The following is a 17,541-nucleotide window of genomic DNA, read 5'->3' on the forward strand; positions in this document are numbered from 1 at the left end:
ACCCGAACCATCATGAGGGCCTCTGAGCAGCGGTTTTGACCATTGCAGATACGTTCACTCGATGAGGTGATCGATGATCCGACAGACACTCATCCGACTACTGATGCGTACCGGTGATTCCGTGCCGAAAGGCGTACGCGACGGCCTGTGCCCGGTCCCGCACGGCGGTCTTCGCGAAGAGGTTGTTGATGTGCGTCTTCACGGTGGCCGGGCTGACGAACAGCCGCTGGGCGATCTCACCGTTGGAGAGGCCTTCGGCGATCAGCGCGAGCACCTCGGCCTCCCGGGTGGTCAGTCCGTCGGGCAGTTCCGCGGCCCGGGCGGCGGGCGCGGGGGCCGGTTCGGGGGTCGCCGGGGAGGCTTTGCGGCCCTCCGATAGCCGCTCCAGCAGCCGGAGTTGGACCTGCGGCGAGAGCCCGGCCGCGCCCGAGCGCACGTCCGCGATGGCCCGGGCGATCTCCTCGCCGCCGGCGTCCTTGGTGAGGTAGCCGCGCGCGCCGGCCTGGAGCGCGGGGAACAGCGAGTCGTCGTCGGCGTAGGTGGTGAGGACGACGACCTCGGTCTCCGGGTGCGCCGCCCGGATCCGCCTGGTCGCCTCGACGCCGTCGACGCGCGGCATCCGCAGGTCCATCAGCACCACGTCCGGGTGATGCCGCTCCACCAGGGCGACGGCCTCCTCCCCGTCCGCCGCCGCGCCGACCACCTCGATCCCGGGCAGCAGGCCGAGCAGCATCACGATGCCCTCGCGCACCACCGTCTGGTCGTCCGCGACCAGGACCCTGGTCGTTCCCGCGCTCACGCCGGCACCCGCAGCAGCACGCGCCACCCTCCGTCCTCCGGGCCCGTCAGCAGGGTGCCGCCGAGCAGTTCCGCGCGTTCGCGCATCCCCAGCAGACCGTACCCGCTGCCGCTGGCGGCCAGTTCCCCCGGCGCCGCGCCGCGCGGGGACGCGGAGTTGCGCACCTCCAGCTCCACCGCGTCCGGCAGGTAGCGCAGTTCGACCTCGCACCGGGCCCCGGGCGCGTGCTTGCGCACGTTGGTCACCGCCTCCTGAGCGGTGCGCCGCACGGCGAGCGCGGCCTCGGCGGCCAGCGGCCGGGGCGTGCCGACGACGCCGAACACCGCCCGTTCGCGTCCGGTCAGTTCGACCAGGAAGTCCCCCACCGGGGTGAGTTCGCCGCGCAGCGCGGACAGCGCCTGCCGGGTCTCGGCCAGCCCGTCCTGCGCCATCCGCCGGGCGGCGACGACGCGTTCGCGGACCTGTTCGCGGTCGGTCCCGGCGTCCAGCATCAGCCGGGCCGCCTCCAGGTGGACGAGTTGGGCGGAGAGGCTGTGGGCGAGCACGTCGTGGATCTCCCGGGCGATCCTGGCCCGTTCGGCGAGCGCCGCGCTCTCGGCCTCGGCGGCCCGGGCGGCCCGCTCCTGCGCGAGCAGGCGGCGGGCGGTGCCGCGCGCCTCGATGTCCAGCCGCAGCAGGAAGCCGAGGAGCCCGAGCCCGCCGACCGACGTCACGACGCTGAGCCAACTCGCCCAGCTGGCCGCGGTGTACGAGCCCAGCGACGCCACCGCGACGAGGACCGCGGGCGCGGGCGGCAGCCGGACCAGCGCCATCACCGCCAGCCCGAGCCAGGTGACGTCCGCCAGCACGATGGCGTGGCCCCAGTTGGCCAGCCACCCGAGGCCGACCAGGGCGCCGGCCGCGGCGAGCGAGGGCACGAGCCGCTGCGCCCGGCTGGTATTCAGGTAGACCGTGCTCAGCCCGACCATGGCCACCAGCCCGCCGGCTGCGGCCGCCGCCGCCCAGCCGGTGAAGCGGCCGTCGGCGAAGGTCCCCCAGGTGACGCTGACGAGGATCACGATCCGGCCGAGCACGGTGAGGACCCGCCGCGGGCCGCTCTCGGCCTCGCGCTCCAGTCCCTCGCGGGCCGGCCAGCGGGTCCAGTACCCGGTCACGGGGTCCTCCTCGGGGGTGTCGTACACGGCGGCGGCTCGAACGCGGCGGCGGGGCGGCGGCGCGGTCAGCCGATCACGGCGGCCTGCCGGGGCAGCTCGGCGGTCCGCGCCCTCCAGTTCACCACGAGCGAGCGGACCAGCAGCATGACCGCGATGCCGAGCATCAGGGCGCTGCCCGCCTGGTGGACGTGCATCGCCGAGCCGATCCCGTACAGGCCGAGCCGGATGGCGATCATGCCTACCCACGCGGCGACCGTGGCCTTGGTGCCCTTGGCCCAGACCGAGCCGTCCGCGGCCCGCCAGAGCCGGACGGTCCAGCCCCAGACGGAGCCCATGGCGAGCACCGCGACGAGGGAGGCGCCGAGCAGGACGGCGGAGAGCGCCGCGTGGTCGTGGTCGATCAGCTGCGGGTCGCGCAGCGCGAGCGCCCCGAGGATCAGCGGCAGCAGCCAGAACCGGCGCTCGGTGTCCAGGCGCTGCGCGCGCATCTGCCGCCGGACCACCAGGGCCAGTACCGCGATGATCACGACGATGTTGACGAGGGCGGTCATCGGATTCTCCGTCCCGACGGAAGCTGTGTGCTGACCTCACCGACGCTACGGATCGGGCGCCGCCCGGTGATCGGAGCCCGGGTGGACCGGGGGTGGAAGCACACGCGCGAGGGCCCTCCACCCGTGGGTGGAGGGCCCTCGCGCGGGCGGGCGGGTCAGGCGTCGATGCGGGAGCGGTCCAGGGTGGCCGCCGAGTCCACGATGAACTCCTTGCGCGGGGCGACGTCGTTGCCCATCAGCAGGTCGAAGATCTTCTCCGCCTGCTCCAGGTCGCCCAGGTTGATCCGGCGCAGCGTGCGGTGGCGCGGGTCCATGGTGGTCTCGGCCAGCTGGTCGGCGTCCATCTCGCCGAGGCCCTTGTACCGCTGCACCGGCTCCTTCCAGCGCATCCCCTTGCGCTGGAACTCCAGCAGCGTGGAGCGCAGTTCGGCGTCGGAGTAGGTGTAGTGGTACTTCTCCTGGCCGCGCTTGGGGGCGGTGAGCTCGATGCGGTGCAGCGGCGGCACCGCGGCGAACACCCGGCCCTGCTCGACCATCGGCCGCATGTAGCGGTGGAAGAGGGTCAGCAGCAGGGTGCGGATGTGCGAGCCGTCGACGTCGGCGTCGGCCATGAAGATGACGCGGCCGTAGCGGGCCTGGTCGATGTCGAAGGTGCGGCCGGAGCCGGCCCCTATCACCTGGATGATCGCGGCGCACTCGGCGTTCTTGAGCATGTCGCTCACCGAGGCCTTCTGGACGTTGAGGATCTTGCCGCGGATCGGCAGCAGCGCCTGGAACTCGGAGTTGCGGGCGAGCTTGGCGGTGCCGAGCGCGGAGTCGCCCTCGACGATGAACAGCTCGCTGCGCTCGACGTCGTCGCTGCGGCAGTCGGCGAGCTTGGCCGGCAGCGAGCTGGTCTCCAGCGCGGTCTTGCGGCGCTGGGCCTCCTTGTGCTGGCGCGCGGCGACCCGGGTGCGGGCGGCGGCGACGACCTTCTCCAGGACGGCCCTGGCCTGGAGCTTGTCGTCCTTCTTCGCCGAGGTGAGGAAGGCCTTGAGCTCCTTGGCGAGGACGGCGGCGACGATCCGGTTGGCCGCCGAGGTGCCGAGGACCTCCTTGGTCTGGCCCTCGAACTGCGGCTCGGCGAGGCGGACGGTGACGACGGCGGTCAGGCCCTCGGTGGCGTCGTCCTTGGTGATGTCGTCCTCGGCCACGCGCAGCAGCTTGCTCGCGCGCAGCACCTCGTTGACGGTCTTGGCGAGCGAGCGCTCGAAGCCGGTGACGTGGGTGCCGCCCTTGGGGGTGGCGATGATGTTGACGAACGAGCGCAGAGTGGTGTCGTAGCCGGCGCCCCAGCGCAGCGCGATGTCCACGCCGAGGTGGCGGGTGACCTCGGTGGGCGTCATGTGGCCGAGGTCGTCCAGGACGGGCACGGTCTCCTTGAAGGTGCCCTCGCCGCGCAGCCGCAGCACGTCGCAGACCGGCTTGTCGGGGGCCAGGAACTCGCAGAACTCGGCGATGCCGCCGTCGTAGCGGAAGACCGTTTCCTCGGCCTTCTCGCTCTCGGTGAGCCGCTCGTCACGCACGACGATGGTCAGGCCCGGGACGAGGAAGGCGGTCTGCCGGGCCCGGTTGTGCAGGTTCTCCAGGGAGAGGCGGGCGTCCTTGAGGAAGATCTGCCGGTCGGCCCAGTAGCGGATCCGGGTGCCGGTGCGGGTCCTGGGCACCTTGCGGGCCTTGGTCATGCCGTTGGCGGCCTCGAAGGGCGCGTCCGGGCCGGCCTCGGTGAAGATGCCGGGGGTGCCGCGGCGGAAGCTCATCGCGTGGGTGTGCCCGCTGCGGTCGACCTCGACGTCCAGGCGGGCCGAGAGGGCGTTGACGACGGAGGCGCCGACGCCGTGCAGACCGCCGGAGGCCGCGTAGGAGCCGCCGCCGAACTTGCCGCCGGCGTGCAGCTTGGTCATGACGACCTCGACGCCGGACAGCCCGGTCTTGGGCTCGACGTCGACCGGGATGCCGCGCCCGTTGTCGCGGACCTCGACCGAGGAGTCGGGGTGCAGGAGGACCTCGATGCGGTCGCAGTGGCCGCCCAGGGCCTCGTCGACCGAGTTGTCGATGATCTCCCACAGGCAGTGCATCAGGCCGCGGCTGTCGGTCGAGCCGATGTACATGCCGGGGCGCTTGCGGACCGCCTCCAGCCCCTCCAGGACGAGCAGGTGCCGAGCGGTGTAGTTGGAGCCGTCGTCACCGGCCAGCAGTGCGGACGGCACGGTCGTTTCGGCACTCACGCGGCACTCTCCTCGGTGAAGTTCTGTCTCATCGGTCACATCCGGAACGCGTCCGGACCGTCCGCCAGTGCAGCACGCCGCACCGACAGCCGTCGCCCGGCGTGTGCGCACCCCTCCGCTGGGTGCCCAGCACGGCGGGCCGGTCCCGCGCAGCTTGTACGCGCTGCGCGAACACGGGCTGGGCCGGAGCCCGGGGCTCCGGGGCGCCATCTCCTCCCGGTACCACCGGTCCTGGCGGTTCGTGGGGTCCGGCGCAGGCTCCGGAACTGCCGTTATGCAGGCTACCGGGGCCTGGGACGGGGCTTATGCTCCAACCCGGCAGAGGATTATGCTACGCGGACCTCGTACCCGGTCCCGATCGGGCGTTCGAGGCACGGGCGGATCCTGGGATCCGGTACGCATGAACCACCGGCCCCCGGGGCACGTCCTCATCAACACAGCAGAATCCTCAGAGAAGAAAAGCCACGAGCGGGAACGTTTTCGGCCTGGTTGGATGTTGACCCTGGTACGACAGCTCGTCGAGCTAGAGAAGAGGCGACGTGACTACTGTTCTGACACCTGCGAGCCCGCTCACCGCGGCTGACCGCTGCGACCGCTGCGGCGCCCAGGCCTACCTGCGCGTCGTACTCGCCAGCGGCGGAGAGCTGCTCTTCTGCGCCCACCACGGCCGGAAGTTCGAGCCGGAGCTCAAGAAGATCGCCGTTGAGATACAGGACGAGAGCGGTCGCCTGAGCGGCACCACCGCTGCGACGGCCACCGACGACGAGCGCTGATCCCGGGCGCCACCCAGCAGCCAGCGTCGAGCTGTGTGTCCGGTCGCGCACTGCGCGCGACCGGTGGGCCGGGCGATCGACCCCTCCGGGGGCCGGTCGCCCGGCTCTGCTGTTCCCCGAGGCACGCCACCCCTCCGACGGAACGTCAGAACGTGACCGTGCGGTCACGTTCCGCCGTCACAGTGCCGAGTGCACCGCGTCCGAGAGGGCGGCGATCCTCGTGTAGACCCCTGGGTGGTGCGCCTCCGCGCAACCCGTCCCCCAGGACACCAGGCCAGCCAGCCGCCCGCCGATGACCAGCGGGCCGCCGCTGTCCCCCTGGCAGGCGTCCTTGCCGCCCTGCTCCTCCTCGCCCGCGCACACCATCGTCCGGGCCTCGAACTTCCCCTCCGGCCCGCCCGGGTAGTCGCGCGCGCACACCTGGTCCGCGACGACCGGCACGTCCACCGTGCGCAGCGGGGCCGAGTAGTCGCCGCGCCCGGTGGTGTCGCCCCAGCCGTACACCTGCGCCCTGGTCCCGGTCGCGTACGGCTCGCTCTCGCCCTGGCCGAGCAGGTCGATCACCGGCCGCGAGCCCTGGGACTCACCGAGCGTGACCACGGCCACGTCGTTCATGTTGGCGGACCAGCTGTAGTCGGGGTGGATCCAGATCTTCTTGACCGGCACCTCGTACCCGGCGGTGCCGCGCATGTCGTCCCGGCCGACGATCACCTTGAGGCCGGGCCGGTCCACCCGGACGCCCTTGGGCTCGTCGAAGAAGCAGTGCGCGGCCGTCACGACCTTGGTCGGGGTGACCAGGGCTCCCCCGCAGAACTGCCCGGAACGCCCGGATCCGAACTGCTGGCGACTGGCCAGCGCCACCATCCACGGGTGGTCCGCGGTGCTCGTCACCCCGCCGCCGACCACCCGGCGCTGGGCCTCGGCGGGCGCGGCGGCGCCGAAGGCCACCAGCGGGACGGGTGCGGCCGCCAGCAGCGCCAGCACGGCGGCGCGCTTTCGGCGGCCCGGCCGGGCGGCGGCCGGGGTCGCCGGGGGCGGGGCGGCGGTCGTCAGGTCCGCGCGGTCCGGGTTGGGCAGCACCGTTTCTCCAGGTGGCTCGGCAGCAGGCAACCGGCACAGCGTAGGTGACCGGCTACACTGTGCGACCGCTTCCCGGCGGACGGCCACCCGGACGAGCGACAAGCGCCACTCGGACGGTGACGAACCCCCTCCGGACGGCCGAGAAGGCCCGGAGCCGTGGGGCTCCGGGCCTTCTCGTGAGTGCTCGCGCAGGCAGGGCCCGCGCGGTGTCGGATCAGTCCAGGTAGTCGCGCAGCACCTGGGACCGCGACGGGTGGCGCAGCTTCGACATGGTCTTCGACTCGATCTGGCGGATGCGCTCACGGGTGACCCCGTACACCTTGCCGATCTCGTCGAGGGTCTTCGGCTGACCGTCCGTCAGGCCGAAGCGCATCGACACGACGCCGGCCTCGCGCTCGGACAGGGTGTCCAGCACCGAGTGCAGCTGCTCCTGGAGCAGGGTGAAGGAGACCGCGTCGGCCGGCACGACCGCCTCGGAGTCCTCGATGAGGTCACCGAACTCGCTGTCGCCGTCCTCGCCGAGCGGGGTGTGCAGCGAGATCGGCTCGCGGCCGTACTTCTGGACCTCGATGACCTTCTCGGGGGTCATGTCGAGTTCCTTGGCCAGCTCCTCCGGGGTGGGCTCGCGGCCCAGGTCCTGGAGCATCTGGCGCTGGACGCGGGCCAGCTTGTTGATGACCTCGACCATGTGCACCGGGATGCGGATGGTGCGGGCCTGATCGGCCATGGCGCGGGTGATCGCCTGGCGGATCCACCACGTGGCGTAGGTGGAGAACTTGTAGCCCTTGGTGTAGTCGAACTTCTCGACCGCACGGATCAGACCGAGGTTGCCCTCCTGGATCAGGTCCAGGAAGAGCATGCCGCGGCCGGTGTAGCGCTTGGCCAGCGAGACCACGAGGCGGAGGTTGGCCTCCAGCAGGTGGTTCTTGGCGCGGCGGCCGTCCTCGGCGATGATCTCCAGCTCGCGCTTGAGCTTGGGGGCGAGCTTGTCGGCGGCCGAGAGCTTGTCCTCGGCGAACAGGCCGGCCTCGATGCGCTTGGCGAGCTCGACCTCCTGCTCGGCGTTGAGCAGCGGGACCTTGCCGATCTGCTTCAGGTAGTCCTTGACCGGGTCGGCGGTGGCACCGGCGACGGCGACCTGCTGGGCCGGCGCGTCGTCCTCGTCGTCGTCGGAGAGGACGAAGCCCTCCGACTCCTCCTCGGGACCGGTGGCCTCGGCCTCGGCCTTGTCGCCGGGCAGCGCGACGTCCTCGAGCAGCTCCTCCTCGCCGAGCAGCTCCTCCTCGCCGCCCTTGGCGGTCTTGGCGGCGGTGGTCTTCTTGGCGGCGGTCTTCTTGGCCGGCGCGGCGGCCTTCTTGGCCACGGCCTTCTTGGCCATGGCCTTCTTCGCCGGGGCCTTCACCTCGGTGACGACCGTGGTCGTCTCCTCGGCGGTGATCTCGGCGGACACGGTCGGCGCGGGCGCGGTGGCGGCCGCCACGGCCGGGGCCGCGACGGGGGCGCCGGGCGCGATGCGCACGGGCGGCTTGGTCGGGGCCGACGGGGCGGCCGGGGTCCGGGTGGTGACAGCCTTGGTGGCGGTGCGCTTCGTGGGGCTCTTGGCGGCAACGCTCTTGCGCTTGGCACCGGCCGGCTCGGCCGCGCTCACCATGAGGTCCACCCCCTCCTCAATCAGCACCTGATTGAGGCTGCGCATGACGTTCTTCCACTTGGTGACCGGGATCTGGTCCGCCTCGAACGCCTGGCGCACGTCGTCACCGGCGATCTGCCCCTGGGCCTTGCCCCGCTCGATGAGAGCCAGCAGAGCCGCGGACTCGGCGATCTCGGGGGGAAGCGAACGGGATGTGCTGGCCGACACGAACAACCTCTCGGACGATGAGTGGACTCGAACCCGTACCGGCCGCCCGAGCGGGCGGGGAAGGAGATCGCGCGTCGGACGCGCGGTGTCGATTCCGACCGACTCGGGCTTGAGGACTGGGTTTGCAGGACGGCAGCAGCGCCGCGGACCAACACAGCCACGTGGCGTGCTGGAGTATTCCGGAGCTGCTTCCGCTCAGGACACATCGCTGCTACTCGTCAAGTGTTACGCATGGCCTTCGTGTCGCGGGTCACACCGCTCGGGCGCCCGCGGCCCGGGGCCGGACTCCATCATCGCGCACTCGCGCCGGAATCTGCCGCCATGCACATGCCCACCCGGCCCGGAGGCCGTCCCGGCCCCCGACGGGATGTCCCTCCGGGCCCGGCAGAACGGCCCTCCGGCTGCACCGGGCGGTGCGGCCGGAGGGCCGTGGGCGGGCGGACCGAACCAGACCGTTCAGTGCTCCCGGGGGGCCGGGACGGACGGCTCGATCTCGGGGTGGACGGTGAGCAGCGCCCGCATCGCGGCCTCGCCCGCCGTGCCGTCGCCGGTGCCGAGCGCGTCCACCAGCCGGGAGTGCAGGCTGACCGAGGCCTCGGAGGGGCGCTCGCAGGAGGTCGTCGGGCCGCCCGAGACCTGGAGCGCGCAGGAGATGATCCCCGAGAGGTGCTCCAGCATCCGGTTCCCGGCCATCTGCAGCACGAGGCCGTGCAGCTCGGCGTCGGCCCGGGTGTAGGTCGAGAGGTCGGCCTGGGCGGCGGCGTGGCCCATGATCTCGACCAGCTCGACCAGGCGCTGCTGGACGTCCTCGCGGCCGTGGCCGGCGGCCAGCCGGGCGGCCAGGGGATCGATGGCCCAGCGCAGCTCGAAGAGCTCCCGGCGCTGCTCGTCCCGCTGGGGACCGAAGGCGCGCCACTCGATGATGTCCGGGTCGAGCAGGTTCCAGTCGCCGACCGGACGGACCCGGGTGCCGACGTTCGGCCGGGCGCTGACCAGACCCTTGGCCTCCAGCACGCGCAGCGACTCGCGGACGACCGTGCGGGAGACCTCGAAGCGCTGACCGATCTCCTCGGGCACCAGCGGGCGGTCGGCGCCGAGGTCACCGGAGACGATCATCTGGCCGAGCTGCTGGACCAGCTGGCCGTGCAGACCGCGGCCGCGGCTGCTGGTGGTCTTGCGGCCGACCCTGGCGAGCTCGGACTCGGCGCCCTCCCAGCGGGGCGCCGGCGGGGTCGGCCGGTCGGCGTACGAGAAGCGGTCCAGATCGCCGGGGCCGTGGATGGGCCCATCGGCGGAACGGGCGGGGGTCATGGTGGGGTGCGCAAGGGTACTCACAGGTCCTTTGTCGGCGATCGGCAGGCGCAGCTTGAGAATTCTCGTGAAAAGCACACGAAAGGGTGATCGGCCGTGACTGGATAATTGACTTCTTATCAGGAAGAACCGCGCATTACGGTCACTGCTGGTCGATCTTGGTGCTTCGGGTCGGCGGCCCGGGAATCAGAGCGCGCGGCGCCGGGTCTGGATCACCAGGGCCGCCACCAGCAGGACGGCCGCCGGGGCGGCCACCGCCGCGAGGAGCGCCGGGTCCGTCAGCGCGGTGCCTCCGGGCGCCACCCGCCGGTCTCCGCCGTAAACCCACCCGTACGCCCATTCGACGCCCGACTGGAACGGCAGCAGTTCGGCCGCCCGGGTCGGCCACGGCGTGCCGGTCTGCCGCAGCAGCAGGGCCACGCCCGACTCCAGCAGCGGCGGCAGCGCGCACAGCACGAGCACGCCGGCGACGGCGCTGCGGGTGAGCGAGGCCGTCAGGACGCCGGTCCAGCCCGCCACGACCGTCAGGAGGACGAAGGCCAGCAGGGCGCCCGGAACCCCGTGCCCGGCGACCAGGGCCACCGGCCCGAACGCTCCCGGCAGGTCGGCGAGCCCGGACAGCCCGGCCGAGGTCAGCGCCCCGGACACCCGCCCGGACAACGCGGACGGGTCCGCCCAGGCCGCCACCGTCACCCCGGCGGGCAGCGCGAGGTGCACGGCCACCGTGTCCACCACCAGGGTGGCCAGCGCCAGCAGCCCCGCCACCGGGCCGATCACCAGCAGCTTGGCCACCAGCAGCCGGACCCGGCGCGGATACGACACGCACGAGGCCGGCAGCCCCGGGAAGCGGACCTCGTGCCCGTACGCGAGGGCGCCCAGCAGTCCGGCCCCGAGCGCCGCGAACGGCAGCGGGAGCAGCGGGAAGGCCGCGGTCAGCAGCCGCACCCCGGCCGGGCCGGGCAGCGGGCCCTCCGGCCGCTGGCCCGCCAGGACGGCGGCCACGACGGCGTCGCAGAGCAGCACGGCGGCGAGGAGCAGCCAGGTGGAACGGAGGCCGCGCAGCCGGCGCAGCTCGTAGGCCAGGACGCGCACGGTTCACTCGCTCCGGGGGTCGACGGGGGTGGCGGAGGTGGTCGTGGAGGTGGTGGGGGCGGTGGTGGAGGTGGTGGGGGTGACGGGAGCGGCCGGGGATGCCGCAGGCGTCACGCGGCCGAGCCGGACGGTGTCGTCCGACAGCAGGGCGGCCGCCGGAGCCGTGGGCCCGGCTCTGAAGAGGCGGTCCACCGCCACGGTCGTCGCGGCGCTGTCGGCGGAACGGAGATCGGGCTTGGGCACCCGGACGGGGCGGAGCACGGGCTCCGGTGCGGCCCCGGACTCGTCCGAGGCGTCGTGCGCGCGCGGGGGCTCGGCCGGCCGCTCGCGGGTGGCCCCGGTGACGGCGAGGGCGGAGAGGGCGGTCGCGACGGAGGCGCCGGAGGCGACCGGCAGGGCCCGGGTGGGCAAGGCGGCGTCGCCGTGGGGCCTCGGCTCGGTCGGCTCGGTCGGCTCGGCCGGTTCGGCCAGTTCTGTCATTCCGGCCGGACCGGCCGGACCGGCCGACGGCTGCGGCTGCGCGACGGGCTTGCGCTCATCGGCGGACTTCGGCTGGACGTGGATCTGACCGGAGCGACCGGAGGCGGACGGCAGGACGGCCCTCGGGGCGGGCTGCTCGACCACGCGGTCCGCCAGTTCGTGCAGCAGGATGCCGTGCCGGTAGGCCAGTTCGCCGATCTCGGTGCGCCCGATGCCCGCCACGGCGAGACCGGCGCCGCCGTCCCGGCGCACCTGGGCGCCCTGGCCCACCAGGAGGTCGGCCAGCCGCGCCATCTGCGGTCCGCGGACGGCCACTTCGGGGCTGAGCCGGGTGCGGCGGAACTCGACCACCGGCTGGTCGGCCACCAGCCGGCCCCGGTCCAGCGTGATCACGCGGTCGGCCAGCCGGGACGCCTCCTGCGGGGTGCGGGTGGTCACCAGGACCGTCCCGCCCGCGACCGCGAACGAGCGCAGGAAGGAGTGGAACCACTCCACGTTGCGCGGGGACAGGCCCTCGGTCGGCGCGTCCAGGAGCAGCGCGCCGGGGGCGCCCAGCAGCGCGGCCGCGAGCGCCAGCCGCCGGTGCATGCCGGGCGAGAAGGTGCGCAGCCGCTGCCCGGCGACGGTGGCCAGCCGGGTCTGCTCCAGCAGTTCGTCGGCTCTGCGGGCGGGCACGCCGACGGCCGCGGCGAGCATCCGCAGCTGACCGCGCGCCGTGCGGCCCGGGTGCCCGGCCACGGCCGCGCTCCCCTCCCCCGGCCCCTGCAGCAGCACGCCGACCTCGCGCTCGGGGCGGCGCAGGCGGCGGTAGGTGCGGCCGTGGAAGAGCGTGACGCCCTGCCCGCGGTCGAGTTCGACCATCAGCCGCAGCGCGGTGGACTTGCCGGCGCCCTCGGGGCCGAGCAGCGCCGTCACGAGGCCGGGTCTGGCGTCGAAGGTCAGGTCCAGCAAGACCGGCGGAGCGCCCTTGCCGCGGACCTTGGTCAGTCCGGTGATCTGGATCATCGCTGCCTGCTCCCATGCCCTCGACCGGCCCCGCGCCAGCACATTAGGGGTCGGCGGAGGAGATTCCGGGCATTACGGGAGCGGCGCGGGCCCGCGGGCCACCCACCTCACCCGATCAGGGGACAATCCGATCCTGCGATTCCCCGGCCGACGGGCCGGGCCGGGGGGATCGGACCGAGGCGGGCCGACGTACCGGGGCGCGCGACCTCAGGACTCCGGGCGGAGCATGGGCGGGTTGAGCACCGTCGCACCGCCCGCGGTGAACAGCTGCGCCGGGCGCCCGCCCTGACGGGTCGTGGTGCCGCCGGAGGGCAGCAGGAAGCCGGGGGTGCCGGTGACCTTGCGGTGGAAGTTCCGCGGGTCCAGGACCACGCCCCAGACGGCCTCGTAGACCCTCCGCAGCTCGCCGACGGTGAACTCGGCCGGGCAGAAGGCGGTGGCGAGCGAGGAGTACTCGATCTTGGAGCGGGCGCGCTCGACCCCGTCGGCCAGGATCAGCCCGTGGTCGAAGGCGAGCGGCACCCCGTCGGCCGGGCTCTGCCCGAGCAGCTCGGCGACCGGCGCCCAGCGGGCGCTGCTGGCGTCCCCGCCGGCCCGCGGCGTCGGTAGGTCGGGAGCGAGGACGAGGTACGCGACGCTGACCACCCGCATGCGGGGGTCGCGCTGCGGGTGGCCGTAGGTGGCCAGCTGTTCCAGGTGGGCGCCGGCCGCGCCCGGGCCGACGGCGTCGTGTCCGGGCGCGGAGTGCGCCCGCAGCCCGGTCTCCTCGGCCAGCTCGCGGGAGGCCGCCTCGGCCAGGCCCTCGTCCGGCCGCACGAAGCCGCCGGGCAGCGCCCAGTACCCCTGGAACGGGGGCTCGCCCCGTCTCACCAGCAGGGCACACAGCTCATGGTCGCGCACCGTCAGCACCACCAGGTCAACGGTGACTGCGAACGGGGGGAAGGCCGACGGGTCATAGCGCGACATGGCGACGATCATAGTCGTCTCTCTGACGATAAGCACAGGCCCGTGTACAACCCGTGCCCATGGCCCGCCGGCAGGCCCGGGCGGGGATCAGCGCGCCACGAGCTGGAGGTCCGCGGGCGCCTCCTCGACCATGGCCACGCCGATGCGGCTCACCCGGACGGAGAAGCGCTCCCCGGACACCCGCAGGTTGGTCAGCTCCAGCTCGCCGAGCGGGGCCGTGCTCGCCGGGCGGACCTTGACCCGGCCGCCGGGGACGTCCGGGCGGACCCCGGCGAGGGCGAAGACCGCGTGGGCGGCCCCGGCGGCCGAGACCGCCGCCGGACGGCACGCGGCCGGGTGCGGGACGGGCGGGCAGCCGGGGATCCGCTGCTCGCCGGCGTACATCTCGGGCACACGGCCCTCGAAGTGGGTGGCCGCGGCGAGCAGGCCCTCCAGCAGGGTGCCGGCCTCGTTCTCGTGGCCGGCCCCGGCGAGCCCGGCGATCGCGAGGGCGGTCTCGTGCACCCGCACGGCGCCGCCCCGGTGGCCCAGCGGGTTGAAGCGCGGCGACTTGGCACTCAGGGTGCGCAGACCCCAGCCGCTGTCCAGCTCCGGGGCCACGAGGCGCTGGGCGAGCAGCCGCGTCTGCTCGCGGTCCAGCAGGCTCTCGTGGCGGCCGCCGTCGACCGCGAGGCCGGTGTCGAGCAGGTGGACGAAGGAGGAGGCGACGGCCGGGAGCGGCTGCCCGCCCGGGGCCAGGCCCGCGGCGGGGCGCCCGCCGGAGAGGTCGTCGATCCAGAACCGCTCGCGGAAGCGCCCGCGCAGCCCGGCGGCCCAGCCGCGCCACTCCTCGGCGCCGGGGCGGCCGAAGGCCTCCAGGAGCTCGGCGCCGTGCAGGGCGGCGCGGTGCGCCTGGGCCTGGACCTCGGCGCGGGCGGCCACCGGGTGGGCGGCGCGGTCCTCGGCCGGACGGCTCAGGTCGGTGACGAAGCCGTCGACCAGGCCGTCCCGGAGGGCGCCGAGGGCCCGTTCGGCGGCCGGGAGCAGGTCCGCGACCTCGGCCCTCGGCAGGCCCCAGCGCCAGGCCTCGGCCAGCACCGTGACGAACAGCAGGGTGGCCTCGGTCGCCGTGCAGGTGGGCGGGAGCTCGGGACCGCCGTGCCGCAGGGCGCCGGGCAGCAGCCCCTCAGTGCGGCCCGGCGCCGGGGCGAGCTGCTGGCGCCGGGCCAGCGCCCGCAGGGTGCCGGCGGCGAGCCGGGTGCCGAGCGGGAGGGTCAGCCGGGCGGCCCACAGCGCGTCGGCCGGGGCGAGGCCGAAGCGCCAGGGCGCGCCGGAGGCCGGGTAGAGGTCGGTCGGTCGGTCCGGGTCGGCGAAGAGCAGGCCGCCGAGGGCGTCGAGGGAGCGGGTGACCAGCAGCGCCGCCCGGCCGTCGTCGGCGCGGACCTCCGGTTCGGACCAGGGCAGCGGGACGCCCGTGCCGCGACCGCCCGGCGGACGCGCACCGGGCACGGTGCTCTCCAGCTCGGCACGCAGCTCGACCGACCAGCGGGCGCCCGGCTGCACCTCCAGGTCCCAGCGGAGCACCCCGGCACCGGCGAGGACGGCGTGCGGGGACGGCTTCGCGGACACCACCGCGCTGTGCGCTGGGCCGGCCCAGCGCAGGCCCGCGGACTGCACCTGGCCCGGCAGGTCCGGTGAGCGGTGCCCGGCGGCGATCTCGCCGACCGGGCCGAGGTCGGTGCCGAGCGCGATCTCCAGCGGGAGCCGGGCGGGCCGGGCCCCGGTGTTGCGCACGATCACCGTCTCCACGCCGTCCGCCTGGCGCAGCCGCTCCACGGTGAGCGCCGGGTCCGGGTCGAGGTCGCCGGGAAGGCGGACGGCACCGAGGAACCGGGCCTCGGCGGCGCTCGTCTGGGTGCCCTGGAGGGGCAGCGGCTCCATGCCGCCGAGGCGCAGCTCCATCCGCGCGACGACCCGGACGCCGTTGCGGTAGAAGCCGTGGAGCCCGTGCCCGCGCAGCTGGCCGTCCGGCCCGGAGGCGGCCATCCCGGGGGCCTTGACGCAGAGCACCGCGTGGTGGACGGCGGCGGGCTGCGGCCGGGGCGGGCCGGCCGGGACCTGGTCGGGGCGGCCGACCGGTCGCGGCGCGCCGACCACGGTCTCGGCCGGCGCGGCCTGGGGCGGCCTCATGGCGGTCACCGGACTCTCCTCCCCTCGGCGGTCCGGTGGCCGGGTCAGGCCGGTGGGCCGCGAGCATGCTCGATCGCGTGCTGATGGTGCCGGGCCGGCGGGATGTCCCGTCGGCGGTTCTGCCGTGTCTGGCCGTACCCGGCGGCGGGTCGTGCCATGCGGTGCGCGGTACCGGGCCGGTACCCGCGCGCCGGGTCGCCGCGCCGGGCACGTCGGTGTGCCCGGCCCGCCGTCGGGCCTCGCGCACCGGCAGGCCGGTGGCGCCCTCTCCCCGTGGCCCGTCGCCCCGGTCGGCCGCTCGCGCGCGGCGGCCGGTCGCGGTGCCGTGTGCGGCCGCTCGCGAGTCCGGCGTTCGGGACGCCGGTACGGCGCGGTTCCCGCCGCGGTGCGCGCACAGGGCCCCCGGAGTCAACGCCGCACACCGGCCCCAGGTCACGCCCGGCCGGAGCCTCCGGGCTCGGGCGCTCCTGCCGCGCCGCGCCCGGACGGTCGGTAGCGGGCCGTCACCGCGGGCCCGGCAGCGGACCGCACGACCCCGGCGGCGGCCGGTCCCGGGCGCCCCGGGGAGGAGCACGGCCGTCGGACCGGCGCCCGACGGCGGCCAGGATACGGTGCGGGTGTCGCGGCGCCCGCACCCGGTGACACCGTGAACGGCGACGTGACCGCTGTGACCTGCAGAGACCGAGGAGTTGTATGTCCACCGCCAGCCGGCTGCCCGGGATTGTCACGACCGACCACGTCTTCCAGCTCCCGCTGGACCACGCCGCCCCCGAGGGCGAGCGGATCTCGGTGTACGCCCGCGAGGTGGTGGCCGCCGGCCGCGAGCGGGACGACCTGCCGTGGCTGCTCTTCCTCCAGGGCGGCCCGGGTGGCAAGGCGGCCCGCCCGCTCGGCCGGGACGCGTGGCTGGACCGGGCCCTGGACGACTACCGGGTGCTCCTGCTCGACCAGCGCGGCACCGGGCGCTCGACGCCCGCGACCCGCCGGACCCTCGCTCTGCGTGGCGGCGCCCGGGAGCAGGCGGACTACCTGGCGCACTTCCGTGCGGACTCGATCGTGCGCGACGCCGAGCTGATCCGCCGCCACCTGCTCGGCGCGGACCGGCGCTGGAGCGTGCTCGGCCAGAGCTTCGGCGGCTTCTGCACCCTCACCTACCTCTCGATCGCCCCCGAGGGCCTGACGGAGGCCTTCGTCACCGGCGGCCTCGCGGGCCTGCGGAGCTCGGCGGACGACGTCTACCGGGCCGCCTACCCGCGGGTGGTCCGCAAGAACGAAGGGCACTACGAGCGGTTCCCGCAGGACGTCGAAGCGGTGCGGCGGATCGCCGCGCACCTCGCCGCCGTCCCGGCGACGCTGCCCGACGGCGGCCTGCTCACCGTCGAGGCCTTCCAGTCGCTCGGGATGATGCTGGGCGGCGGCAGCGGCTCCGGCGCCCTGCACTACCTGCTGGAGGAGGCCTGGGTGGAGGGCCCGGACGGGCCGGAGCTCTCCGACACCTTCCTGTACGGCGTCCAGGCCAGGATCTCCTTCGCCGAGGGCCCGCTGTACGCCGTGCTGCACGAGTCGATCTACGGCCAGCGGTCGGTGGACGCGGGCGGCACCGCGTGGTCGGCCGAGCGGCTCCGCAAGGAGTTCCCCGGGTTCGACGCCCGGGCCGCGCTGGAGACGGAGGCCCCGGTGCTGTTCACCGGGGAGATGATCTACCCCTGGATGTTCGACACCGACCCGGCGCTGCGGCCGCTGAAGGAGGCCGCCGAGCTGCTGGCCGCCCGGACCGACTGGCCCGACCTCTACGACCCGCAGCGGCTCGCCGCCAACGAGGTGCCCGTCGTGGCGGCCGTGTACCACGACGACATGTACGTGGACACCGCCGACTCGCTGGAGACCGCCCGCGCGGTGCGCGGCCTGCGGACCTGGATCACCAACGAGTGGGAGCACGACGGCCTGCGGGTGAGCGGCGGCAAGGTGCTGGACCGCCTGATCAAGATGGCGCACGGCGAGCTGTAGCCCGGCCCGGCCCCGGGGAGCCCGGAGCG

13 protein-coding genes are annotated in these 17,541 nt (G+C 74.4%); 2 read left to right on the plus strand and 11 right to left on the minus strand.

The window, feature by feature from the left end:
- Nucleotides 1-97: 97 nt before the first annotated feature.
- The 4 genes from ACFVU9_RS08710 to ACFVU9_RS08725 form a co-directional block, all read right to left on the minus strand.
- Nucleotides 98-799, minus strand: a complete 702-nt coding sequence (locus ACFVU9_RS08710) for a response regulator (RefSeq protein WP_380439524.1) — start codon at nt 797-799, stop codon at nt 98-100.
- Nucleotides 796-1,953, minus strand: a complete 1,158-nt coding sequence (locus ACFVU9_RS08715) for a sensor histidine kinase (protein ID WP_380506576.1) — start codon at nt 1,951-1,953, stop codon at nt 796-798. The genes ACFVU9_RS08710 and ACFVU9_RS08715 overlap by 4 nt, the downstream gene beginning before the upstream one ends.
- A gap of 65 nt (nt 1,954-2,018) precedes the next feature.
- A complete protein-coding gene (locus tag ACFVU9_RS08720) occupies nt 2,019-2,504 on the minus strand; it encodes a DUF1453 domain-containing protein (protein WP_380439520.1) in 486 nt (161 codons plus the stop codon).
- 155 nt (nt 2,505-2,659) lie between these two features.
- Nucleotides 2,660-4,771, minus strand: a complete 2,112-nt coding sequence (locus ACFVU9_RS08725) for a type IIA DNA topoisomerase subunit B (RefSeq protein ID WP_380439518.1) — start codon at nt 4,769-4,771, stop codon at nt 2,660-2,662.
- Nucleotides 4,772-5,310: 539 nt separating this feature from the next.
- On the opposite strand from ACFVU9_RS08725, the gene ACFVU9_RS08730 reads away from it, so the two are divergent.
- Entirely contained in the window at nt 5,311-5,544 is a 234-nt protein-coding gene (locus ACFVU9_RS08730; RefSeq protein WP_380439516.1) for a hypothetical protein, read from the plus strand.
- Between the two features lie 177 nt (nt 5,545-5,721).
- On the opposite strand, the gene ACFVU9_RS08735 is transcribed toward ACFVU9_RS08730, so the two are convergent.
- The 7 genes from ACFVU9_RS08735 to ACFVU9_RS08765 form a co-directional block, all read right to left on the minus strand.
- Nucleotides 5,722-6,654, minus strand: a complete 933-nt coding sequence (locus ACFVU9_RS08735; RefSeq protein ID WP_387591333.1) for a S1 family peptidase — start codon at nt 6,652-6,654, stop codon at nt 5,722-5,724.
- Between the two features lie 184 nt (nt 6,655-6,838).
- Nucleotides 6,839-8,488, minus strand: a complete 1,650-nt coding sequence (locus ACFVU9_RS08740; RefSeq protein WP_387591336.1) for an RNA polymerase sigma factor — start codon at nt 8,486-8,488, stop codon at nt 6,839-6,841.
- Nucleotides 8,489-8,938: 450 nt separating this feature from the next.
- Entirely contained in the window at nt 8,939-9,817 is an 879-nt protein-coding gene (locus ACFVU9_RS08745; RefSeq protein ID WP_380439512.1) for a FadR/GntR family transcriptional regulator, read from the minus strand.
- Between the two features lie 162 nt (nt 9,818-9,979).
- A complete protein-coding gene (locus ACFVU9_RS08750) occupies nt 9,980-10,885 on the minus strand; it encodes a hypothetical protein (RefSeq protein WP_380439510.1) in 906 nt (301 codons plus the stop codon).
- A 3-nt stretch (nt 10,886-10,888) separates the two neighbouring features.
- On the minus strand, nt 10,889-12,370 hold the full coding sequence (locus tag ACFVU9_RS08755) for an ATP-binding cassette domain-containing protein (protein ID WP_387591341.1): 1,482 nt from the start codon (nt 12,368-12,370) through the stop codon (nt 10,889-10,891).
- Nucleotides 12,371-12,577: 207 nt separating this feature from the next.
- Nucleotides 12,578-13,336, minus strand: coding sequence for an NUDIX domain-containing protein (locus ACFVU9_RS08760; RefSeq protein ID WP_359964826.1), 759 nt, complete (start codon nt 13,334-13,336; stop codon nt 12,578-12,580).
- An 87-nt stretch (nt 13,337-13,423) separates the two neighbouring features.
- Nucleotides 13,424-15,505, minus strand: coding sequence for a glycogen debranching N-terminal domain-containing protein (locus ACFVU9_RS08765; RefSeq protein ID WP_380439580.1), 2,082 nt, complete (start codon nt 15,503-15,505; stop codon nt 13,424-13,426).
- Between the two features lie 693 nt (nt 15,506-16,198).
- On the opposite strand from ACFVU9_RS08765, the gene ACFVU9_RS08770 reads away from it, so the two are divergent.
- Nucleotides 16,199-17,512 (plus strand): alpha/beta fold hydrolase, encoded by a 1,314-nt coding sequence (locus ACFVU9_RS08770; RefSeq protein ID WP_387591344.1) that lies wholly within the window; start codon nt 16,199-16,201, stop codon nt 17,510-17,512.
- Nucleotides 17,513-17,541: the final 29 nt, after the last annotated feature.

Origin of the sequence: Kitasatospora sp. NPDC057936 (assembly GCF_042887525.1) — a bacterium.
In the GTDB taxonomy this organism is placed as follows: Bacteria; Actinomycetota; Actinomycetes; order Streptomycetales; family Streptomycetaceae; genus Kitasatospora.